General features: G+C 65.6%; 22 protein-coding genes and 2 pseudogenes. 8 read left to right on the top strand and 16 right to left on the bottom strand.

Features of this window, described 5'->3' with window-relative positions:
• Together Q0W90_RS14670 and Q0W90_RS14675 are read left to right on the top strand one after the other, a co-directional pair.
• Nucleotides 1-307 (top strand): annotated as a pseudogene (locus Q0W90_RS14670) (hypothetical protein); the annotation flags it as partial.
• 21 nt (nucleotides 308-328) lie between these two features.
• A complete protein-coding gene (locus Q0W90_RS14675) occupies nucleotides 329-1,285 on the top strand; it encodes an LLM class F420-dependent oxidoreductase (RefSeq protein ID WP_297774978.1) in 957 nt (318 codons plus the stop codon).
• Nucleotides 1,286-1,312: 27 nt separating this feature from the next.
• On the opposite strand, the gene Q0W90_RS14680 is transcribed toward Q0W90_RS14675, so the two are convergent.
• The 3 genes from Q0W90_RS14680 to Q0W90_RS14690 are packed head-to-tail and all read right to left on the bottom strand — an operon-like array spanning nucleotide 1,313 to nucleotide 4,114.
• On the bottom strand, nucleotides 1,313-2,488 hold the full coding sequence (locus tag Q0W90_RS14680; protein WP_297774980.1) for an acyl-CoA dehydrogenase family protein: 1,176 nt from the start codon (nucleotides 2,486-2,488) through the stop codon (nucleotides 1,313-1,315).
• Between the two features lie 28 nt (nucleotides 2,489-2,516).
• On the bottom strand, nucleotides 2,517-2,813 hold the full coding sequence (locus Q0W90_RS14685; protein WP_297600621.1) for a ferredoxin: 297 nt from the start codon (nucleotides 2,811-2,813) through the stop codon (nucleotides 2,517-2,519).
• Complete coding sequence (locus Q0W90_RS14690) at nucleotides 2,810-4,114, bottom strand: NADH-ubiquinone oxidoreductase-F iron-sulfur binding region domain-containing protein (protein WP_297700370.1); 1,305 nt, start codon at nucleotides 4,112-4,114, stop codon at nucleotides 2,810-2,812. The genes Q0W90_RS14685 and Q0W90_RS14690 overlap by 4 nt, the downstream gene beginning before the upstream one ends.
• Nucleotides 4,115-4,150: 36 nt before the next feature.
• Here Q0W90_RS14690 and Q0W90_RS14695 point away from each other — a divergent pair, with 36 nt between their 5' ends.
• Nucleotides 4,151-4,624, top strand: a complete 474-nt coding sequence (locus tag Q0W90_RS14695) for a hypothetical protein (RefSeq protein WP_297600617.1) — start codon at nucleotides 4,151-4,153, stop codon at nucleotides 4,622-4,624.
• A 26-nt stretch (nucleotides 4,625-4,650) separates the two neighbouring features.
• Here Q0W90_RS14695 and Q0W90_RS14700 read toward each other — a convergent pair whose 3' ends face one another.
• The 6 genes from Q0W90_RS14700 to Q0W90_RS14725 all read right to left on the bottom strand — a co-directional run bounded on the left by Q0W90_RS14700 (nucleotide 4,651) and on the right by Q0W90_RS14725 (nucleotide 9,775).
• Nucleotides 4,651-5,517, bottom strand: a complete 867-nt coding sequence (locus Q0W90_RS14700; RefSeq protein WP_297600614.1) for an alpha/beta hydrolase — start codon at nucleotides 5,515-5,517, stop codon at nucleotides 4,651-4,653.
• 15 nt (nucleotides 5,518-5,532) lie between these two features.
• Nucleotides 5,533-5,946, bottom strand: coding sequence for a Rieske (2Fe-2S) protein (locus Q0W90_RS14705; protein ID WP_297600611.1), 414 nt, complete (start codon nucleotides 5,944-5,946; stop codon nucleotides 5,533-5,535).
• Nucleotide 5,947: 1 nt separating this feature from the next.
• Nucleotides 5,948-7,093, bottom strand: coding sequence for an amidohydrolase family protein (locus tag Q0W90_RS14710; RefSeq protein WP_297774983.1), 1,146 nt, complete (start codon nucleotides 7,091-7,093; stop codon nucleotides 5,948-5,950).
• Nucleotides 7,094-7,122: 29 nt separating this feature from the next.
• Nucleotides 7,123-8,214 (bottom strand): amidohydrolase family protein, encoded by a 1,092-nt coding sequence (locus Q0W90_RS14715; RefSeq protein WP_297774985.1) that lies wholly within the window; start codon nucleotides 8,212-8,214, stop codon nucleotides 7,123-7,125.
• Between the two features lie 274 nt (nucleotides 8,215-8,488).
• Nucleotides 8,489-9,382 (bottom strand): NAD(P)-dependent oxidoreductase, encoded by an 894-nt coding sequence (locus Q0W90_RS14720; protein WP_297774987.1) that lies wholly within the window; start codon nucleotides 9,380-9,382, stop codon nucleotides 8,489-8,491.
• Between the two features lie 9 nt (nucleotides 9,383-9,391).
• Nucleotides 9,392-9,775 carry a carboxymuconolactone decarboxylase family protein gene (locus Q0W90_RS14725; RefSeq protein WP_297599544.1) on the bottom strand — a complete coding sequence of 128 codons (384 nt, stop codon included), beginning with the start codon at nucleotides 9,773-9,775 and terminating at the stop codon, nucleotides 9,392-9,394.
• 245 nt (nucleotides 9,776-10,020) lie between these two features.
• Here Q0W90_RS14725 and Q0W90_RS14730 point away from each other — a divergent pair, with 245 nt between their 5' ends.
• The 3 genes from Q0W90_RS14730 (at nucleotide 10,021) to Q0W90_RS14740 (ending at nucleotide 12,954) form a co-directional block, all read left to right on the top strand.
• Complete coding sequence (locus tag Q0W90_RS14730) at nucleotides 10,021-10,671, top strand: nitroreductase family protein (RefSeq protein ID WP_297599545.1); 651 nt, start codon at nucleotides 10,021-10,023, stop codon at nucleotides 10,669-10,671.
• Nucleotides 10,672-10,796: 125 nt separating this feature from the next.
• Nucleotides 10,797-11,795 carry an acyl-CoA dehydrogenase family protein gene (locus tag Q0W90_RS14735; RefSeq protein ID WP_297697496.1) on the top strand — a complete coding sequence of 333 codons (999 nt, stop codon included), beginning with the start codon at nucleotides 10,797-10,799 and terminating at the stop codon, nucleotides 11,793-11,795.
• The gene (locus Q0W90_RS14740; protein WP_297774988.1) at nucleotides 11,779-12,954 is read left to right on the top strand and encodes an acyl-CoA dehydrogenase family protein; all 1,176 of its coding nucleotides are present in this window, start codon (nucleotides 11,779-11,781) and stop codon (nucleotides 12,952-12,954) included. Before Q0W90_RS14735 ends, Q0W90_RS14740 begins: the two co-directional genes overlap by 17 nt.
• A gap of 200 nt (nucleotides 12,955-13,154) precedes the next feature.
• Here the strand turns inward: Q0W90_RS14740 and Q0W90_RS14745 are convergent, their stop codons facing one another.
• From Q0W90_RS14745 to Q0W90_RS14775, 7 genes and pseudogenes are all read right to left on the bottom strand, one after another.
• Nucleotides 13,155-13,718, bottom strand: a complete 564-nt coding sequence (locus Q0W90_RS14745; protein ID WP_297697498.1) for a hypothetical protein — start codon at nucleotides 13,716-13,718, stop codon at nucleotides 13,155-13,157.
• Nucleotides 13,715-14,524 carry a hypothetical protein gene (locus tag Q0W90_RS14750; protein WP_297599549.1) on the bottom strand — a complete coding sequence of 270 codons (810 nt, stop codon included), beginning with the start codon at nucleotides 14,522-14,524 and terminating at the stop codon, nucleotides 13,715-13,717. The genes Q0W90_RS14745 and Q0W90_RS14750 overlap by 4 nt, the downstream gene beginning before the upstream one ends.
• A gap of 55 nt (nucleotides 14,525-14,579) precedes the next feature.
• On the bottom strand, nucleotides 14,580-15,026 hold the full coding sequence (locus Q0W90_RS14755) for a hypothetical protein (protein WP_297599550.1): 447 nt from the start codon (nucleotides 15,024-15,026) through the stop codon (nucleotides 14,580-14,582).
• Nucleotides 15,027-15,150: 124 nt separating this feature from the next.
• On the bottom strand, nucleotides 15,151-16,515 hold the full coding sequence (locus tag Q0W90_RS14760; protein ID WP_297599552.1) for a cytochrome P450: 1,365 nt from the start codon (nucleotides 16,513-16,515) through the stop codon (nucleotides 15,151-15,153).
• Between the two features lie 47 nt (nucleotides 16,516-16,562).
• On the bottom strand, nucleotides 16,563-16,763 hold the full coding sequence (locus Q0W90_RS14765) for a ferredoxin (protein ID WP_297599554.1): 201 nt from the start codon (nucleotides 16,761-16,763) through the stop codon (nucleotides 16,563-16,565).
• Between the two features lie 47 nt (nucleotides 16,764-16,810).
• Nucleotides 16,811-17,230 (bottom strand): annotated as a pseudogene (locus Q0W90_RS14770) (SDR family oxidoreductase); the annotation flags it as partial.
• Nucleotides 17,231-17,311: 81 nt separating this feature from the next.
• The gene (locus tag Q0W90_RS14775) at nucleotides 17,312-18,013 is read right to left on the bottom strand and encodes an SDR family NAD(P)-dependent oxidoreductase (RefSeq protein ID WP_297599556.1); all 702 of its coding nucleotides are present in this window, start codon (nucleotides 18,011-18,013) and stop codon (nucleotides 17,312-17,314) included.
• 252 nt (nucleotides 18,014-18,265) lie between these two features.
• Between Q0W90_RS14775 and Q0W90_RS14780 the strand changes: the two genes are divergently transcribed.
• Entirely contained in the window at nucleotides 18,266-19,843 is a 1,578-nt protein-coding gene (locus tag Q0W90_RS14780) for an aldehyde dehydrogenase family protein (protein ID WP_297697500.1), read from the top strand.
• Nucleotides 19,840-20,756, top strand: a 917-nt coding sequence (locus tag Q0W90_RS14785) for a CoA transferase (protein ID WP_297774989.1), incomplete at its 3' end; no start/stop codon positions are given. The genes Q0W90_RS14780 and Q0W90_RS14785, both read left to right, overlap by 4 nt.

Here is a 20,756-nt window from a genome sequence, read left to right on the forward strand (position 1 = left end):
CTGGTTGCCCGCGCGGGGAGCGTTCCTGTTGGTCGAACGGGGATCGGCGGCGATGAACCCGCTGCTCGACGTCGACGGTGTCACCGGTGTCTGGTCCGCGCTATCGCGCCAAGTCGACGCCAAACTGGCCAGCGCTCGAGGGAATCAGTCGATCACGTATTGCTTCACCGATGACGATCCGGTCGCGACCGCGCAACGGCTGCGGTCGGTGCTGGCCGCCCGCTGGGCCGAGCCCGGCGTCGAACCCTTGTTTGCCGCACCATTTTTCGCGGCGGTGCCGTACGAGTGGGATCGGTATGTCCCTTAGCACGGGGAGACGAGGGGCCGCATGCGCATCGGCTTGATGGTTGGCTCCGACAAGGAGCGCTCGCGTGCTGACCGGCTGGCCGGGCTGGTCGACGACGGTGCCGCGGCCGAGAGCGCCGGTTTCACCGCGTTCTGGATGCCCCAGGTTCCCGGCTACCTCGACGCGATGACCGCCGTCACGCTGATCGGGCGGGCCACCGATCGCATCGAAATCGGTACGGCGGTCGTTCCGATTCAGACCCGTCACCCGATGGCCATGGCGCAACAAGCCTTGACCACGCAGATCGCGTGCGGCGGGCGGTTCACGCTCGGCGTCGGGCCGTCACATCATTGGATCGTCAGCGGTCAATTGGGATTGCCCTACGACCGACCCGCGCGCTTGATGAGCGACTACCTCGACGTGCTGGCGGCGTCGTTCGCCGGGCCGGGGAGCGTCGATGTCGACAACGAAAGCTATTGCGTCCATTCGCCGGTGGATGTCACGGATGCGTTCGACGTTCCCATCTTGTTGTCGGCGTTGGGACCGGCGATGCTGCGGCTCGCGGGCGAGCGGGCCGGCGGCACCATTCTCTGGATGGCGGACGAGAGGGCGATCGGCGACCACGTCGTTCCGCGCATCACCGCGGCGGCTACCGGGACCGGACGGCCCGCGCCACGCGTCGTCGCCGGCGTTCCCGTCGCGCTGTGCTCTGACAACGAGGTAGGCGATGCCCGCGCCTACGCGAGCGAGGCGCTCGGGCATGCGGACTTCTCGCCGAACTATGTGCGGTTGCTGGAGCACGGTGACGCCGAGGACGTCGGCGACACCATGGCGGCCGGCGACGAGTCGGCCGTCCTCGCGCGGCTGCGCCGCTACCGTGACGCGGGCGTCACCGACCTGGCGGCGCGAGTTGTGCCCCTCGGCAAGGACGTTGGCGAGCGGGCCGAATCGCGACGCCGGACCCAGGAGTTTCTGTCGTCCCTGTGTCCGTGGTTGTGACTGTCGTCACCGAGTCCGTGGCTGTGACTAGCGCGCCGGCAGGCCGAGGACCCGCTGGGCGATGATGTTGCGCTGAATCTCCGACGTGCCGCCCGCGATGGTGCCCGCGTAGCTGCTGATGTAGCGGGCGAACCAGCTGGCGGTGAAAAGATCGGGGGCGTAAGGGTTGTACGGGGCCGTCAGCGCCTTGTCGCGCAGCCCGTCGACCCCGGCCGCGTCCAGCGCGTGCCGGAGCGCACTCTGTTCGGCTTCCGACCCGAAGACCTTCAGCACGGACAACGCGGCCACGTCGACGTCGCCGCGGGCCGCTCGCCCCAGCGCCGCCGAGCCGAGCAGCCGCAGCGCGTAGTAATCCATCACGATGGTGGCGTAGTGGTCCGCGTTCACCTCGTCGGTCGGCCGGTAGTCCTCGAGCAGTTGCTCGAGCCGGTTCGCGAAAGCCAGCCACATCAGAGTCCGTTCGTGGCCCAGCGAGCCGTTGGCGACCCGCCACCCACCGTTGAGCGGACCGAGCAGGTTGTCCGCGGGTACCAGAACATCGTTGAAGAACACCTCGTTGAAGTCCAGCTCGTCGCGGTCATAGACCGATGCGAAGGGGCGACGCACCACCCCCGGGATATCGGTCGGGATCAACAGCGCGCTGATCCCCTTGTGTCTGGGGGCATTTGGGTCCGTGCGAACGAATGTCAGGATGACGTCGGCATCATGGGCGCCCGAGGTCCATACCTTCTGTCCGTTGACCACGAACTGGTCACCCACCAACTCGGCCTTTGTTCGCAGCCCGGCCAGGTCGGAGCCCGCTCCGGGTTCACTCATGCCCAGTGACGCGGTCTTATCTGCCCGCAGGATCGGAACGGCCCAGCGCCGCTTCTGCTCCTCGGTCCCGAAGGACAGCAGCGACGCCGCGATGATGCCGACGCCTTGGGGATTGAAGCAGTGATAGATCCGGCGCCGCGAGAGCTCTTCGCGGTGCACGAACTGCTGCAGGATGTTGGCGTTGCGGCCGCCGAATTCCGGTGGGTTGCCCGGCAGCAGCCAGCCGTGGTCGAACTGGACCCGCTGCCAGCGGCGCGACCACTCGGGCACGTGCGACGTCGACGAAGGCCGCTCCGCGGCCTGCGCCTCCGTCGGCAGATATTCGGCGAGGAAGGCGGCGAACTCCGCGCGGAAGGCTTCAACATCGGTGTCGAAGGTGAGTTGCATGGTCTCTAGAAGTCAGGCCCGGAGAAGTTCACCGCGTGAATCCCCACTCGGCCTCGTTCTCTTCGGTTTTGAGATTCTCGGCCGGATCGTCGGCATCAGTGAGTGGCGGCGCAGCGCCGCGGGAGGTGCGCTGACCGATTTCGGTGATGGCGTGCACCGGGCAGTCCAGGAGAGCCCGCGTGACCGCATCGCGGTCCGCCTCCGCCACCGTGCCGTCCCCGATGAGGGATGCGTACCCCCAGTCATCCAGCGAGAAGTAACCCGGCGCGTGTTTGGCGCAGATGCCGAAGCCATCGCAAACGGTGCGGTCCAGACGGATTTTCATGTGTGACTCACAGCCTCCGCCTCGTAGGGACGGTCGGCGCGGAATGCGCCGTTGGTGCAATCCGGGCAAGCGCCGTCGAGGTGCACACCGACTTCGTCCGGAAACTGATCGAGCAGGCTGGCGGCCACATTGGTGGCGGCATCCAGGGTCGCGCAGGCCCCGCGTCCGCGCAGCACCACCGACCAGCGGCGCAACCGCTCGACATCGTCTGTGGTCGCGGTACCGTCGCGCAGGGCACCGGCGGCCGCGGCCATCGCCGCCGTCCCGTTGAAGCACGATCCGCACTGCCCGGCGTTTTCGCGGTCGAAGTAGCCGAGCACCGAGGCCGCCACCGCCACGGGGCAGTCCTCGGTGATGACCGAAATCGCGCCGCAGCCCAGACCGCTGCCGACACGTCGCATTGTCTCGTGGTCCAGGGTTGTCTGAAGCACAGAGCGGTTGAGCAGGCCGGCGAAATAGCCGCCCATCAACGCCCCCCGCACTTGGCTCACCGGAACACCATGCAGGGCAAGCAATTCGGTGAAAGGCAACCCGTGGGGAAGTTCGTAGAGCACCGGTGGCCGCCCGGCCCCGGTTATGGTGGCCAGGAAGGTCCCCGGCGACAGCGGCGTGCCCTGCGCGCGAAACGCCGCCGCGCCGTGGCGCTGCAGGTAGGGCAGGTTGGCCAAGGTCTCGACATTGCTCACCAAGGTGGGCCGCTCGTCGACGCCCGCCTCGAATGGGCGCGGCGGCTTGTCCGTTGGCTTGGCCGGGCCGCCGTTGATCGCGCGGACGGCGGCGGTCTCCTCGCCGGCCACGTAGCCGGCCGGCACCGTCAGCATCGCGATCGTCAGGCCGAGCGTGTCGGGATCCAGTTCGCCAAGCGCGGTTTCGACGCTGTGCGCCGATTCCGGGTCGGACACATAGACATAGGCACGGTCGGCGGCGACGATCGTCGCGGCCAATCGCAGTCCGTCCAGGACCAGGTGGGGGCGGTTGCGCAGCAGCCAGCGGTCCTTGATCGACGCCGGTTCTCCCTCTTCGCCATTCGCGACGACGACGGGCCCACCGGTGTCCCCCATCAGGTGTCCGTTATCGCGCACCGCGCGCAGCTTCACCGCGAGCGGAAAGGCCGCTCCGCCGCGGCCGACCAGCCCGCCGGATTCGACTTCGTTCAGCAACGCATCGGCATCGGTGAGCGGGTGATAGCCGCCGAGCTGTCGATACGACCCGAGGTCTTCGCGTGCTTGACCGTTGGACAGCAGCCGCGGTGTGCAGCCGGCGGGGATCGCGGTGGTGGTTGCGGACTGGGCGGTGTTCAAAGCTGGCCTGCCATCGTCTTAGTTAGGCTTGCACATATGCGAACTGCGGTGGTGCGTGTCAACGTCGACCCGGCAAGCGGGCTCACGCCCGCACAATTACGTGACGGCATGGCAGCTCTCCACGAGCTCGCTGCCGCGGCCGGCGCCGGCGTGGTCAAAAACGACCTCACCACCATGCCGGTTCGCCGCCGCGAGGTTGAACTGCTGATTGCGGCCGAAGACGGCGACACGGCCCAAACAACCGCAATCGATCTGTGCGCCAAAGCGTTCGGTGCTGTCCCCGCCCCGGGTGTGATCACCTTTGTGAGCCGGGGTACCGACGACGACGCTCACGGGGTGCTGTCCGGGTTCGGGCTGACGGGCGACATCGAGCGGACGCCGGACGACGACGGTTTCGACATCGTGTACGTGACGCTGCGTGAGAAGGATCTCGAACGCGTTCCGGAAAGCCGGGTGCACACGGCGCTGGAGTCGGCGCTCAATTGCGAGGTCCGCATTCGCACCAGGTAGGAATCTCAAAAAGCGACGTAGCGCCATTACGCACCCAGGAATTCGAGGATCGCGGGCGCCGCCTGCACCCATGTGTCGAACATGTTGAAACGCTGCACCCTGCCCGCGGCGCGGTCTTCGGCCGCGCGCTCCCAGGCGTCCTCGGGCCAGGGAGGATCAATGAGCTTTGATCCCTTGATCAAGCAACTGACCTCCAGCGACGTCCGCTTGGGGTGATCCATGTCGTTCTCGCCGCCGCGAATGATCAACGTGGGGACCTTGATTCGGTCGAACAGCTCGTCCTCGACGCCCGGAATCGTCTGTCCCGGCTTGGAAACGAATGCGCCCAGCCAGCGCAGCATGACCTTGAGGAACTCGTCGGAGTCGAAGTCGAGGAATCGCTGCTTGTTGTCCGGGTTTTCCTCGATGCGCTCGCGCCATTCCTGGATCTTGACCACGCCGTCCATTCCGGTACCTCGCACCGCGAGGATGCTGGGGACGATGTAGAAGGAGCCGAGCACGAAGGTGCCGTAGATGCCGCCGACGATGTTCCACACCACGAGCTTGGTGACCATCTCGGGGTACAGCATCGTGGTCAGCATGGAATCCCTTGCGCCGCCGGAGCCTCCGGCGAGAATGCACCGCTCGAAGCCCAGGCCCGTCACGAGCTTGTGCAGCGTCTCGGCGCGCATGTGGGACTCGCTTTGCCCGTAGAACTGCACGTCCGAGGCGCCACAATTGGGCCGGTCCCACAACAGCACCCGATAGCCGCCGGCGGCCAGGGCTTCGGCCAGCGGGCGTAGGCCGGGAATCTCCATGCTGAACCGGCCGCCGGGCGTCAGGGCGATGAGATCGCCGGAGTCTCCGAGGATTTCGTAGACGACATTTCCCCCGTTGATCTCGATAGAAGGCACCCGATTCTCCTGTAGTTAGGCCTGTACCAAAACGTCGTTGCCGACGACACGCACCGGATAGGTGCGGATACTCCACTCGGGCTTGACCGCGGTGGTGCCGGTCGCCAGCTCGAAACCCCATTGGTGCCAAGGGCAGTAGATGAATTCCAGGTCGCGCACCATGACCGAGTCACCCGGAGCGGTCTCGTCCACGATCGTGCGTCCCCGGGCTCGCCCCGAGCACAACGGTCCGCCTTGGTGAGGGCAGTAATTCGCGATGGCGTAGAAGGTGCCGTTGACATTGTAGACGCCGACGCCGTGACGTCCGATCGGTACCAGTTTGTGTGTGCCCGGCGGGATTTCGTCTACCGTGGCGACGATGTGTTCGCGGCCCTGGGCGAGACGGGGCTCGGGGCGCCGCGTGGTTGCCCCTTCGTCTTTAGTCGTCAATTCAGAGCACCCGGGTCTGACCCTCAAGAACCGGAACGGTCTCGGGCAGGTGATAAGTCGCGATACCGTTCTTGTACATCACCGCGTCGCGGGCCGCCTTGGGGAGGTGCTTGACCAACCAGCGGGGGTCATCGAACGTCCAGTGCGGGTAGTCCGAGGAGAAGAGCAGGATCTTCTCGCACTCCATCCATTCCAGCGCGCGGCGCAGCTCGGTCTTGTCTTCGGGATAGTCCAGCGGCTGGGTGGTGAACTTGATGTGGTCCTTGACGTATTCGGAGGGCTTGCGTTTGATGTCGACCCACGACTTGCGTGCTTCGTAGATCGAGTCCATGCGCCACATCAGCGGCAGGATCCAGCTGAACGCGTGTTCGACGAAGACGATCCGCAGCGTCGGGAACCGGTCGAAGACGCCGTCGAAGATCAGGCTCATCACCTGGTTGGCGGCCAGCAGCGAGTAGGTCACCATGAAGTCGTGGTTGTAGCTGGGGAAGCCCACCGGCGGGATGGGTAGCTCATCGAACTGGCTGCGCGACAGGTGGCAGCTCACGGTGATGTCGTGCTTGGTCGCAGCCGCCCAGATCGGGTCATACTTCGGGTGGCCCCACGACGGGCGCGGCTCGGCCTTGATCAGGATCTGCGCCATGTAGGGGTGTCCGGCCCATTTCTCGATCTCGCGCACGGACGCTTCCGGCTCCTCGATGGCGATGCAAATCGAGCCGCGCCACCGCTCGTGCCAGTTGTTGTGGCTGTCCAGCCAGTGATTGGCCTGCCAGTCGTTCAACGCGCTCGACATCGCGTGCTGCGCTTCAGGAATGCGCGCCGGATAGGCCGCCGGTTCCAGGATCGCGATGTCCGAGCCGGCCTCCATGATCAGTTGGCGAAACGCCATGTCGGGGTCGCTGCAGGGGAACTCGCCGTTGGCGGGGAAGGAGTCCACCCGCATCGCGTAGGAGTGCGCATAGTCCGGAGCGTCGTAGTAGATCTGCTCGCCCACGTTGCGGGTGAGGAAGTACTTGCTGCGCCAGGGCTCGGGGATGTACGGGACGAGCTCTCCGCGTTTGGGTGCCGGGTGGACGTCCGAGTCGACGCACCGGACGGCGATGCGCTCGGCGGCGGGAAGCCGCTCCTGAGAGTGGGTCAACGTCATCTGAAACTCCTCAGTCTCACGTCGTACTTCTACTGTGCGCCCACCCCGGCGGGGATGTCTATGCCGTAGAGCTGCGCCGCGTTGCGCCAGCACAGCTTTTCGCGCTGCTCGGCGGACAGCGCGGCGGGCAGCTTCGTGATGTCGCCGCACTGCCAGTGCGGATAGCTGGAGCCGAACATCACCATGTCGTCCTTACCGGTAAAGCCGAACCATTCCCCGGCGAACTCGACATCGCCGGGGCCGTCGAGACTGCCCTGAACGAAATACACGTGACCGGGCAGGTAGTCGCTGGGGATCCGCGGGGACCACGGTGTCTGCTCCAGGTGCGGCCGGCCGAAGGTGTCCATCCGCCAGATGAAGGGCGTCACGAAGTCGGCGGCGCCATCGCCCCACACGAACTTGAGGCCGTCGAACCGCTCGAAAACTCCCTCGGCGATCATGTTCATCAGGTGATACAGGTAGTTCAGCGCCATGAAGCTGACGTACTGCTCGTAAGTGCGGGTATTCCCGGAGGGCGTCGGCGGAAACGCGATGCCCGACCCGACCTCGATGTGCGCGGCAACCGGCAGGCCGGCGTCGACCGCGGCTTCCCAGATCGGCCAGAACTGCGGTTTGCCGTACAGCTCGCGGGATTGCAGCGGGACGCCGATCTGCACCACGCGCGGATGGGAACGCCATCTCTCGATCTCGCGCAGTGCGCCGGGGATGTCGTCGGGGTTGACGCGGATGGTGCCGCGGAACCTCTCGCCGAACTGGCTGGATTCCAGCCAGTTCGACACCATCATCTCGTTGTGCGCGGCGTGCAGCGCGGTGCCCAGGTGCCGGTCCGGCATGATCCCGCGGGCCATCGGATGCAGGACCGCCACGTCGACCCCGCGTTTCGTAAACAGTTCATTGGCAACGAATTCCGGATCCGAGCCGGGGTACTGACGGTCGGGCCCCTCGGTGTTGGGCGCGTACTCACCGCCGGGAGCGCCGTACCAGTCCATCTCGTAGTCGGGGAAGCCGCGACTCTTGAACGGTTCGCGCAGGGTGTTGCGCAGCGCTTTGTTGGACGGGAAGAAGATATGCACGCTCGCGTCGATCAGCGGTGTGCTTGTCCCGTCAGCGTGTTCGATCACGAGAGCCACCCTTCGGCTCCGGCGGCCAAAGCGGGCCGTTCGAGGTCATATGATAGCCAATCTAACATTTTCCTGAGCGGTCAATCAATGGGTTTCCGGTAAGCGTTTCGTTTATTCATTACCGCTGGTAGCGGGCATTTTGTGGGTCACTGGGTAAGTATCGTTCTTCAATCTGGATAATACCATTCTCCGGGTTGGTGAGGGATCGGATCCGCGATGGCTCGTCGGCACGACGCCCGAACATGACGCCCGACATCGCGGTCGGTGCGACGGGTTAGGCGGTGGACGGGCCCACCGTGACTCCGGCGGCCCTCTCGAGCGGCTTGATCACCGTGGTGAAATCCGAATCCGCCCCCTCGTCCCGGGCGACGGCATCCCACAGCCGGGCCGTCGTCTCGGCGATCTCGGCGGGCACGCCCAGCGCCCTCGCCTCATCGAGGTACAGGCGCACGTCCTTGACCATCAGGCCGGTGGCAAAGCCGTAATCGAAGGTGCGCGGCAGGATCGCGCGGGGAAACTTGTCGCGGCTTGCGCTCGTCGCGCCCGACCCCGCGTTGAGCACCTCGATCATCACGCCGGGGTCGAGCCCGGCTTTGACTCCCATCACGACCACTTCGGCCGTTGCGGCCAGGACGTTGGCCGCCAAGATGTTGTTGGCCAGCTTCATCGTTTGTGCCGAGCCGGGTTTGTCCCCGACGTACACGGGCCGGCCGAGGGCTTCGAGCGCCGTTCGTATGACGTCGAATTCGCTGCGTGGACCCGACACCATCAGTGCCAGCGTCCCCTTCTCGGCCCCGCCGACGCCGCCGCTGACCGGGCTGTCGATCCTCACGATGTCGTACTCGGCAAGAAGCCCATGGATTTGCATCGCCATTTGGCTGCCGACAGTGGACAAGTCGACATAGCGCTTAATCCGGACGCCTTCGATCACGCCCGCCGCGCCAGTCGCCACCTCGAGTGACGCGCCAGGTGTGGGAAGGCTGGCCAGCACCGTCTCGGCGCCATCGGCGACCTCTTTGGGCGACGCCGCCGCGCGCGCCCCCAGGGCGACGATGCGCTCGAGTGCCGAGCCGCGCGTGTCGAAGGCAACGACGTCGTGTTTTTCTTGAATAAGGCGGCATGCCATGGGAAAGCCCATATTTCCCAAGCCGATGAACCCGACCTCCATGACGAACTCCTAATCCCGATGGTCCAGTTCGGCGAACGCCTCGCGCGCGATGCGAAAGCTGTCGACCGCGGCCGGCACGCCGCCGTAAATGGCCACCTGTAGCAGGATCTCGCGGATTTCCTCACGGGTGACACCGTTGGTCAGCGCCGCCTTGACGTGCGTCCGTAATTCGTTGGGCCGATTGAGCACCGAAATCATCGCCAGGTTGAGCATGCTGCGGGTCTTGCGCGGCAGCTCCTCGCGGCCCCACACCGCACCCCAGCAGTACTCGGTGACCAGGTCCTGCAGGGGCCCGGTGAAGTCATCCGCATCGGCCAGTGCGCGGTCGACGTACTCCGCACCCAGCACTTCGGAGCGAACCTGCAGCCCCCGCTGGTAGGTTTCGCGATCCAATACCTTCCTCCTCCACTCCGGGCGCGGCGGCCCCGGTGGTTGCCGGGGGCGCGCCGCTGAGTTCCGATTGCCTGAGCGCAGTCTTGCACCGCCCGATATCCGCGAGGTCTACAGTCGAGGTTCGCATGGATGAGCCCGCTCGCCTCCCTGTTCCCGGCGGAAGGCCGCTGGAACTTCACTACCACCCAATTCGCTTGTGATGACCGGGAATACGAGCGGGGCGCCCTAGACGTTGAGGAGAAGCGATGACCGGAGCAAGCGCTGACGTCTGGGAAGTGATGTCGACCGCCCGAACGATCCGGCGCTTCACCGACGAGCCGGTGGACGACGCGACCCTGGTGCGGTGCCTCGATGCGGCGCGGTGGGCTCCGTCGGGCGCCAATGCCCAAGGCTGGCGTTTCGTGGTGCTGCGGTCGCCCGAGCAGCGCGCCGTGGTGGCCAACGCCGCCGCCCACGCGCTGGAGGTGATCGAGCCGGTCTACGGAATGAGCCGGCCCGCCGACGACGACAACAGCCGTCGCGCCCGCACCTACCGGGCCACGTACGAATTACACGACCGCGCCGGCGAATTCACGTCGGTTTTGTTCGCGCAGGCGCATTACCCGACGGCGTCCGAACTGCTGCTCGGCGGTTCGATCTTTCCCGCCATGCAGAATTTTCTGCTGGCCGCCCGCGCGCAGGGGCTGGGCGCCTGCATGACCAGCTGGGCCTCCTATGGCGGTGAACAGCTGCTGCGCGACGCGGTCGGTGTACCCGAGGGCTGGATGGTTGCCGGCCACATCGTGGTCGGGTGGCCCAAGGGCAACCATGGGCCGCTGCGCCGCCGTCCGCTGACCGAGTTTGTGAACCTCGACCGCTGGGATGGTGCGCCCGACGGGCTGTTGAGCAGCGGCTAGTTCGGGGAAGCAATTCGGCTCGTTGCGGACCGTTCCGGTGACCCTATGCCCGGATTCAGAGATTATTACTTCCACAACCGAGAATGGTATTCTCGCCGGGACAGTCACGACGAGAGGCGGCGCGGATGCTGTTGGAGTTCGATGCTGATCAGCGGCTGTGGCAGGACACGGTGCGCGACGCCGTGACCAAGCAGTGTCCGCCTTCGCTGGTGCGCAGCGTGGCCGAGGAGGGCGTCGACCCGAGCCCGCTGTGGAAGTCCTACGTCGATCAGGGTTGGACCGAGCTGAGCGAACCCGAGAGCACGGTCGAGCTCGCCATCGTTCTCGAAGAGCTGGGCCGCGCGACCGACCCCACACCGTTCCTGGCGACGATGAGCCAGTTCGCGCCGCTGGTGGCGGACCGCTTCGACCCGCACCAGTCGGGCACGGCCGTGTACGGCGGAGTCTCGGCACACCGCGACGCCGACGGCTGGGTGTTGGACGGCACCGTGCGCCATGTTCTCGACGGCGATCGCGTCGACCGCCTGGCGGTGGTGACCGACGCGGGCGTGTTCGTCGCCGCGTCCAGCCAGGTGTCGGCCCGCCGCTCGGCGGTCTTCGACCCCGTCCTGCACGTGGCCGACCTGTCGTTCAGCGGGGTCCGGGTGCCCGACAGCGCCCGGCTCAGCGTCGACCACGAGCGCGCGCACCACATCGCGTTGACGGGCATGGCAATCACCATGGTGGGCGCCTGCCAACGGATCCTCGACCTGGTGCTCGAGCACGTGGGTAGCCGCCAACAGTTCGGTGTACCGATCGGTTCGTTCCAGGCCGTCCAGCACAAGGCCGCCGACATGCACGTCGCGGTGCAACGGGCGCGGGCATTGGCGTACTTCGCCGCGTTGACGATCGCGGCCGACGATCCCCGTCGCCGGCTGGCGGCCGCGATGGCCAAGGCCTCGGCGGGGGAGTGCCAGTCGCTGGTCTTTCGCCACGGCTTACAGCTGCACGGCGCAATGGGATTCACGTGGGAGAACGACCTGCAGTTCGCGCTCAAGCGCGCCAAGGCGGGCGAACTGATGCTGGGCGGCGCGGCGGAGCATCGGGCGCGGATCGCCGAGGAGTACCGTGCAGCTGACTTTTGATCCCGACGTCGAGGCGTTTCGGGCCGAGTTTTCGGCGTTCCTCGACGAAAACCTTCCTCCCGCAAGCGAAACCCTGGAACGCCCGCGATCGGTCTCGCACATGCCGGAGTGGGCGCGGCGTTGGCAACGGCTCCTCTTCGACAACGGCTGGTTGCTGCCGAGCCAGCCGCCGGAATTCGGGGGGCGCAACGCGACGGTGCTGCAGCAGTTCGTTTACCTGGAGGAACTGAGCCGCCGCCGCATCTACCACAGCTTCAACCCGCAGGGTGTAAATATCGTTGCGGCGTCACTGTTGTCGTTCGGCAGCGATGAGCAGAAGCAACGTTGGGCCGTGCCCGTCCTGCGCGCCGAGATCACCGCATCGCTGGGGATGAGCGAGCCCAGCGCCGGCTCCGACCTGGCGTCGCTGCGCACCCGCGCGGTGCTTGACGGCGATCACTTCGTGGTCAACGGGCAGAAGGTGTGGACCTCCGGCGCGCACGACGCCGACTTCTTGCTGACCTTCGTGCGGACGAATCCAGATGCGCCCAAGCACAAGGGAATCAGCGTGCTGGTGATCCCCACCGACACCCCCGGCGTCGTGCGCCGGCCCTTCCCGTCGATCTGCTCGATCGACGACCTCGACTTCAACGAAGTGTTTTTCACCGACGTGCGGGTACCGGCGGAAAACTTGGTCGGTGAACTCAACCAGGGATGGCTGGTCGCCAACGGATCGCTCGGCCACGAACGCACCATGATGTGGCTAGGCTTCGCGGATCGCCTCGAGAACATGATCGACGACTTCCGTCCCGGCACCGAGGTCGAGCGAGACCAGTACGCCACGACGATCATGGACCGGCAGGCGTTGCGGCTGCTGGGGTCCGCGGCCCTGGCGCGCGCCGCCCGCGGCGAAGACGACGTGGCCGCGATCTCGGTGCTCAAGCTCCTGGGCTCCGAAGCGGAGCTGCGCGGGATGGAACTGGCGCTGACCTCCGCGGGAGCCGACGGGCTGATCCAACCGGGTCAGACCGGGCCGTACGCGCACATGAACCTCGACCACTACTTCGCCAGCTGGTTCGAGCGCTTCGCCCGCAGCTTCTCAGGGACCATCGCGGGGGGCACCTCGGAAATCCAGCGCAACATCATCGCCCAGCGGGTGCTCGGCCTGCCACGCGGCTAGAGCGCCTACCCAGAGAGCTTGCCGGGCAACGGGATCCGGGCCGTCGCGGCCGGAGTTCGGCATGGCCGCCAGTGTGCAACCACGGCTTCCAATGTGAAGCTGCGGCGACCGCCCTCGGTGTGTCGCCGCCGCCAGCTCACAGCCAAAGCCGTGGATTCACACTCGATGAGACGCCGTCGAAGCAGGCGCGTAACGGGTTTCTAAACCGGGTCGAATTTGGATATCAGCCACTTGTCGTTGACTCGGTTCAGACTCACCAGCACGCTGCTGGCCGCCATCGAGGGGTCGGGGTTGTCCTTGCTCATCGTGCTCTGGTCGACCAGTACCAGCACGACGGCCGAATCCGGATGTAATTCCTGAACCGCGGCCCCCAATACCCGAGCGGTGGTTTTCAGCGACTTTTGTTTGGCCGCCGGCGCCACGATCTGCTCGGTGAACTGGTTGTAGTACGACAGGAAATCGCCAGAGAGGTGCGACTTGGCGGCGGCGAAGTCTTTGTCGAGTGACTCGGGTGAGTAGGAAAGAATCGCGACCGTTCCTTCGGACGCCGAATTGATGACCGCGCTCGCGACGCCGGCGTCGGTTTGTTTGTCCGGGCGGTACTGCGTGAAGTACAACCACGTCGCAGCGCCACCGGAAATCAGCAGCAGCACAACCAGAATCACCGGAACGGGTTTCACCTTGCGCCAAGCGCGTGGCACGGTGCGCTCGGTTTGCTCGGGAGAATCGCCGCCGGCATCGATACCGCGGGTGTCCTCACTCATGGAACGAACTCCAATTTGGACATCTTGTATTGCCCACCGTCGTTTGTGACGGTCACCTTGAGCCGCCAATTGCGTGGTTCGTCTTTGGCGCCCGCGACGTTGGTGATCCTCGATGTCGCCGCGACGAGTACCAACGCGGAATTCGCGTCCATGGATTGCACCGCCGCCGCGTTCACGGTTCCCTGGGTGACCACTTTGGACTGCTCGACGACGGTCGTGAAATCTTTTGCGCGCTGCTGGAAATCGTCCCTGAACTGGCCGGTCGAGCTGTCGATCACCCGCTGGACATCTTCCTTGGCCTTGTTGAAGTCCAAGGAAGTCATATTGACGACGCCTTGTCTGGCTCCCGCGATGAAGTTCGCGGCGCGCTGGTTGCGTTCGGTGGTTTCGTGATGTTGCCACACCATGTATCCGCTGGCCGCGACGAAGGCGCAGATGAGGATGATGACGGCCGCTTTCCACGTAACGGACAACGGCGGCAACGGCACGCGTCGGCGAGAACGGGCCGGCTTGGATTCCGGTTCCGCGTCTTCGGGGGTTTCTTCGGAGGCTTCGTCCTCGGTCTCCGCGTCATCGGTGCTGGTTGCCTCGGCGGTGTCCGGGGCTTCTTCGGTGATCTCGGCCGCGGCCTCCACCTCAGCTTGGGCCTGCGCTTCCCGCCGGAGCCGGGCGGCACGGGCGCGGGCGCGCGCCGCGGCGGCCAGCGCTTCGGCTTCGGCCGCTTCGGCCTCGGCTTCCTCGAGCAACGCCTTCGCGTCGGCCTTCGAGGTGGCCGAATCTTGCTCCGGCTTCTTCGCCTCAGACATCGTGCTTGTCGCCCGTCGGCCTCATGATCGGCTGACCCCTGTACGTCTCACGCGGCTACCATCGCACGAGCGAGAACGGGTAAGTGTTGGTGCCCCCCGGTGCGCCACCGCAGCCCGTGTCGAATGTTGAGTCGACCTGACCCGCCAGTGTCACCGCATCCCACGAGTAAACGTCATGCGAGGGAAGGAACTGGACCACGCAGCGCACACCGTCGGGCACATCAACGACCATGGTGTAGCGGCCGTTGGACAGGTGAGCGTCTTCCTTCCAGGGCGCCGCTTGCCCGTTGGGTTGCGGAACTCCTTGGATGGTTAGGCATTCCGGTCCTCGGTCATATCTGCACGGTCGGATCGCCCAAATCCAGCTGTGGCCAGGATCGCGGTTTGTGTCCACCCTGTAGTTGCCGACCAGTACGTCCGCGCCGGCGGTCGGCGCCAGAGTCAGCGCGGCCGAGGCAAGCGCCAGGCTCACTGCGAAAGTCTTCACCGATGCGTCTCCCATCTCTGCACACGCGCTTGGCCCAAATATAGGGCGCGGTCAGCCTGAACAGGCCTAGTCGGACAAATTGCGGCAGTCAACGGTTCGCTTTCCGGTGCGTGACACACCCCGGCTGAACTGGGGCGGCTCAGTCGATCACCGCGGCTTCCTTGCGTTCGGTGATCGGTCTTGCGAGCTCTTGTTCATCGCAGATGCGTTGCAGCTTCTCCAGCGTCTCGTCCAGGCCGGCTCCGACCTTGCGACCGGGCGTGAAGGTGGCCGGCAGCTTACGCATGCCCTGGATGACACCGATGGTCTCGTAGTGGACGGTTCCCTCCGGATCGCACCGATAGTCGGGCATCCGGTCGAGCACCGCTGTCAGCATGGATTTGAACACGGTGCGCGCCACGTTCGACCCGATGCACCGGTGGATGCCCAGCCCGAAGCTGAAGTGCCGATTGCCTTTGCGGTCGAGAACAATCTCGTCCGGGTCGGTGAACACCGCCGGGTCGCGATTGGCCATCGCCCACGAAATCCACAGCCGCTCACCCTCTTTGAACCGCGTGCCGTCGAGCTCGGTGTCGTCGGCGAAAGTCCTGCCGTCCCCGGCCGCCGGGGTGAAGTAGCGCAGGAACTCCTCGGTCGCGGGGTCGAGCAGAGTTTTGCGCTCGTCGCTGAGCAGCTGTCGTTGATCGGGGTGCTCCGAAAGCCATTCCAGTGAGTGGGCGGTCAGGGCGGTCGTGGTGTCGAATCCACCGCCGATGACCAGTCCGAGGTTCCCCAGGATTTCCAGGTCCGGGGCGGGCTCGCCGTCGATGCGCATCTCGAGCAGGCCGTTCACGATTCCGGGCCGCGGGTTTTCGCGGATCTCGATCATGTTGTTGACCATGTCGAGCCCCATCTCGCGGTGCATCGCGGTGACCCGCTCGATATCGGGGGAGTGCTCGGGCGTGTACACCGCGGCGTGCACCGGCTCGCTGTACATATTCCACTTGTTCAGCGGGATGCCCAGCATGGCCAGCGTGAAGACGGCGGGCACGATATTTGCCAGGTCGTCGACGAAGTCGATGCTGCCGTCCTCGATCTTCTCGTCAAGGCAGGCGCGCGTCACGTCGTCGATGAACGGCTCCCAGCGTTTGATCGCGGCCGGCGACAAATAGGGGTTGAGCACGGTTCGGTAGGTGCGGTGGTCGGGGTCGTCCATTTCCAGGATGCCGCCGCGTACCGCGCTGACGCGCTTGGCCGTGGGGATCGAAATGCCCTTGTAGCCGCGGCGTTCGCCGTGGATGTCGTGATCGTTGGAGACAACGGGGCAGCGGGCCAGCTCGAAGACCTCGTGGCTACCGGCCGCAACCCAATGGCCGCCGTAGGTTTCCGTCCAGGCGATGGGGCACTTGGCATGCATCTCGTCGGTGATCGTCTTGAACTGCGACCGGTACTCGGAGGAATGCCGATCAAAGTGATAGGAGTTCTTCTTACGGTCGCCGTCATTGACGACATCGTCGACACTCAACGCTCTGTCTCCCTATGTGTTTCGGTAGCTGACGACCCGGTGCCGGCTCAGGCGTCGTCGGTGATCTTGATGGCCTGCTCCGGGCAGGACCGCGCGGCTTCGCGAACCTGGTCCTCCCGATCGGCGGGCACCACCTCGTCGATTGCCGACGAGGTGCCGTCGATATCGCTGAGCTGAAAAGATTCCGGAGCGATCATCGCGCACAGGGTATGGCCCTGGCATCGTTCTGGATCCACCCAGACCTTCACGGGCTGTCTCCTCTCACCTGATTCTCAGAGCTGGTGTTTGGCGGTTTTCAATTGTGGTAGTCGTACCACTTCAGGTAGCCGCCGGCGTCGACGCGCAACTGCATGCCGGTCACGTACCTGGCTTCGTCGGAGGCCGACAACAGCACGGCGTTGCTGATGTCCTCGGGTTCAACGAAGGGGATCTTCATCGCCTGTTGCACACCGAAAGCCGGCTCGGCATCGGCCCGTGTCGGGCGTTCGAGGTCCGGCCGGAACGAACGATACATCGGCTCGCTCTTCAGCATCGGGGTGTTGGTGTTCGTCGGGTGGATGACGTCGGCACGAATCCCCAACGGGGCCAGCTCGGTTGCCAGGTCATGCACGTAGTGGGCGATCGCGCGTTTCGAATGAACGTAGGCCATTCCGCCGCGATCGTTGCCCGGAACGTCTTTCTTGCTGGTATTCATCAGCGCCGCAGTGGATCCGGTGACGAAGGCGACCTTCCCATTGACGCGCCCTTGCCCGCCGTCTCCCACCGCTTCTCCTTCCCGTTGGTTGCCGCGCACCGCTCAGGTGTTGCGGCCGCCGTTGACGCCCAGGATCTGGCCGGTGATGTAGCCGGCTTCCTCGGACACCAGAAACGCGCATGCCGCCGCGATGTCCTCGGGCGTGCCGATGCGGCGCACCGGGGTCCGGGCGATGGTCTCGTCGATGTCGCCGAGGAACCCGTTCTTCTCGGCAGCGCGCAGCATCGGGGTGTCGATGAAGCCCGGCGGGACGGCGTTTACCGTGATGCCCTTGGGCCCGTACTCGAGTGCCAGCGACTTCGTGAGGCCGTTGACCGCCGACTTGGCCGCCACATAGTGACTCATGTAGGGCGCGCCGGAATGCGTGCTCGACGAAGAGATATTGACGATGCGTCCCCACCCGGCCTCGACCATGTCGGGCAGCACCGCCTGGACGGTGTGGAAGACGCCGTTGAGGTTGACATCGATCACCCGCCGCCAGTCCTCGAAGGTGATGTTGTGGAACTTCTTGAAGCCGTCCAGGCCGGCGGCGTTGACCAGAACCGTCACCGGCCCGAGTTGGGCGCGGATGGCCGACAGCGCGGCATCCACTTGGGACCGGTCGCTCACGTCGGCGGTGAAGGCGAAATCGGCGTCGGACGGTCGCAAATCGATGGTGGCCACGTTCAAGCCGTCGGCCCGTAGGCGCTGCACGACGGCCAGGCCGATGCCGGATCCGCCACCGGTGACCACCGCAGTCTTCATCTTGAGGCCTCTACTCCGACGGGGGCCATTTCAGCCACAAAGAATCTCCCTTACGATTATGAGAACCTTACTCTCCGCGCGGAGCGGCGTGCAACACACCCGCGAAACCGTGTTCGGCCTGCGTCGAGAGGCGCAGCACGGTGGGGTCCGGCACTTTGCGTCCCTGGTCAGCACCTCGATCTCATTCCTGAGACTTTCTTGAATTATCGAAACTCGAATGTAAGATTCGCCGGGGAAGAGAATGAAATTATCGTGATCGTCACCACACTAGGGGGTAACGGCATGCCTGCCCAGGACACGGCAGAACCCGCCATTGGGTCCACAGCGACCATCGCGGATGCCGCGCCTGAGTCGGGCTCGGAACCAGGGGCAGACCGCCGTCTGTTGATCGACGGCCGGCTGGTCACCGCCGCCAAGACATTCCCCTCGATCAACCCCGCGACGGGCGCGGTCATCGGGCAGGCTCCAGATGCGGGTGCCGAAGAAGCCGAAGCGGCGATCGCGGCCGCCCGGCGTGCGTTCGACACCACCGGTTGGCCCACCGATGTCGAGTTGCGCATCCGCTGCCTCGACCAGCTGCATCGGGCGCTCGTCGACCACGCCGACGAGTTGCGTGAGCTCACCATCGCTGAAGTCGGCGCCACCCGCGCGCTGACGCAGGGTGCTCAGCTCGACGACCCGATCGGCATCGTGCGTTTCTACGCGGACCTGCTGCGTAGCTATCAGTTCTCCGAAGACCTGGGCGAAAGAGAATCGCGGGGCATGCGCCACCACCGCTGGGTGGAAAAAGAAGCCGCCGGGGTGGTGGGCGCCATCATCGCCTACAACTATCCGAACCAGCTCGCGCTGGCCAAGCTGGCGCCGGCGCTGGCCGCGGGATGCACGGTGGTGCTCAAGGGCGCCCCGGACACGCCACTGGTCACCTTGGCGCTCGGCGAGCTGATCGCCAACCACACCGACATTCCCGCCGGCGTGGTCAACGTGCTCAGTTCGTCGGATCCCGCGTCGGGCGTCGCGCTGACCACCAGCCCGGACGTCGACGTCATCACCTTCACCGGATCGACCCAGGTCGGGCGCAAGATCATGGCCGCCGCCAGCGAGACGATCAAGCGCGTCTTTCTGGAGTTGGGCGGCAAGTCGGCGGCGATCATGCTCGACGACGCCGACTTCGCCAACGCGGCGGTGTTCGCGGCCTTCAGCATGGTCACCCACGCGGGCCAGGGGTGTGCGCTCACCTCCCGGCTGCTGGTGCCCAGATCGCACCACGACGAAATCGTCGAACTGATCGCGCAGAACTTCGCCAAGGTGAGTCATGGCGACCCGGCCGATCCCAAGACCTACATGGGCCCGCTGATCAATGAACGGCAGCGGGACAAAGTCGACGGCATGGTCCAGCGGGCCGTGGCCGCCGGGGCAACCCTGGTCACCGGTGGCACGCGGCTCGATCCCGGCTACTTCTATGCGCCGACGCTGCTCACCAACGTCGATCCCGACAGTGAGATCGCGCAGGACGAGATCTTCGGGCCGGTGCTCGTGGTCATCGCGTTCGACGATGACGACGATGCGGTGCGCATCGCCAACAATTCGATCTACGGACTGGCGGGTGCGGTGTTCAGTCGCGACCAGGACCGGGCGCTGGCAGTGGCGCGCCGGATCCGGACCGGATCGTTTTCGATCAACGGCGGCAACTACTTCGGCGCGGACAGCCCGTTCGGGGGCTTCAAGCAGTCGGGTGTCGGCCGCGAGATGGGGGTGGCCGGGTTGGAAGAGTTCCTGGAGCGCAAGACCTTTGCCGTTCCCACGGTGTCAGCGAACGGGGCCGGCGCGTGAGGCCGCTCGAGGGCATCCGGGTCCTGGAAGTCGCCATGTACGGGTTCGTCCCGTCGGCGGGCGCGGTGCTCGCCGAATGGGGCGCCGACGTGGTCAAAATTGAGCACGCGGTGACCGGCGATCCGCAGCGCGGGCTCCGCCAGACCGGGATGTTGCGCGTCGAAGGCGATCCCAACCCCAACATCGAGCACGCCAACCGCGGCAAGCGCAGCATCGGGCTGGACATGTCGGTGCCCGAGGGCAAGGAAGTGCTCTACGAGCTGGCCCGCCGCGCCGATGTGTTCCTGACCAGCTTCCTTCCCGCTCATCGGAAGAAGTTCGGCATCGACGTCGACGACATCCGTACGGTCAACCCCAACATCGTCTATGCCCGCGGCAGCGCGCTCGGCCCGCGCGGCACCGAGTCGGAAAAGGGCGGCTACGACATGACCGCGTTCTGGTGCCGGGCCGGTGCCGCGGCGACCATCACTCCCGCCGGGATGCCGGGAATGATCGCTCCCCCCGGCCCCGCCTACGGCGACACCATCTCGGGCACCAACCTCGCCGGCGGCATCGCGGCGGCGCTGCTCAAACGCGAGCGCACCGGCGAACCGTCCGTCGTCGACGTGTCGCTGCTGGGCAGTGGCCTGTGGGCGATGGGACACACCGTCGCGCTGACAAAGCACCTGGGCCAGCGGCTGGAAGCGCCACCGCCTGGCGTGCACGGCGCTCCCAACAACCCGTTGGTGGGGCTGTACACGACATCCGACGGGCGTTACATCTCCTTTGTGATGATGCAGCCCACCAAGTTCTGGGCTGACGTGTGCCAACATGTCGACCTGCCGGAGCTGGCCGACGATCCGCGCTTCGCCACGGTGGAGAAGATCGCCGCCAACACTGCGGATGCGGTGGAACTTCTGACCAAGGCCATCGC

It is taken from the genome of Mycobacterium sp. (assembly GCF_025933915.1).
In the GTDB taxonomy this organism is placed as follows: Bacteria; Actinomycetota; Actinomycetes; order Mycobacteriales; family Mycobacteriaceae; genus Mycobacterium.

Bases quoted from the DNA above. Each gene is read 5' to 3' on its own strand.
- Q0W90_RS14775 (WP_297599556.1), bottom strand. From the start codon at position 18,013: ATGAAGACTGCGGTGGTCACCGGTGGCGGATCCGGCATCGGCCTGGCC.
- Q0W90_RS14710 (WP_297774983.1), bottom strand. From the start codon at position 7,093: ATGACGTTGACCCACTCTCAGGAGCGGCTTCCCGCCGCCGAGCGCATC.
- Q0W90_RS14730 (WP_297599545.1), top strand. From the start codon at position 10,021: ATGACCGGAGCAAGCGCTGACGTCTGGGAAGTGATGTCGACCGCCCGA.
- Q0W90_RS14695 (WP_297600617.1), top strand. From the start codon at position 4,151: ATGCGAACTGCGGTGGTGCGTGTCAACGTCGACCCGGCAAGCGGGCTC.
- Q0W90_RS14720 (WP_297774987.1), bottom strand. From the start codon at position 9,382: ATGGAGGTCGGGTTCATCGGCTTGGGAAATATGGGCTTTCCCATGGCA.
- Q0W90_RS14675 (WP_297774978.1), top strand. From the start codon at position 329: ATGCGCATCGGCTTGATGGTTGGCTCCGACAAGGAGCGCTCGCGTGCT.
- Q0W90_RS14685 (WP_297600621.1), bottom strand. From the start codon at position 2,813: ATGAAAATCCGTCTGGACCGCACCGTTTGCGATGGCTTCGGCATCTGC.
- Q0W90_RS14735 (WP_297697496.1), top strand. From the start codon at position 10,797: ATGCTGTTGGAGTTCGATGCTGATCAGCGGCTGTGGCAGGACACGGTG.
- Q0W90_RS14680 (WP_297774980.1), bottom strand. From the start codon at position 2,488: ATGCAACTCACCTTCGACACCGATGTTGAAGCCTTCCGCGCGGAGTTC.
- Q0W90_RS14750 (WP_297599549.1), bottom strand. From the start codon at position 14,524: ATGTCTGAGGCGAAGAAGCCGGAGCAAGATTCGGCCACCTCGAAGGCC.
- Q0W90_RS14755 (WP_297599550.1), bottom strand. From the start codon at position 15,026: ATGGGAGACGCATCGGTGAAGACTTTCGCAGTGAGCCTGGCGCTTGCC.
- Q0W90_RS14745 (WP_297697498.1), bottom strand. From the start codon at position 13,718: ATGAGTGAGGACACCCGCGGTATCGATGCCGGCGGCGATTCTCCCGAG.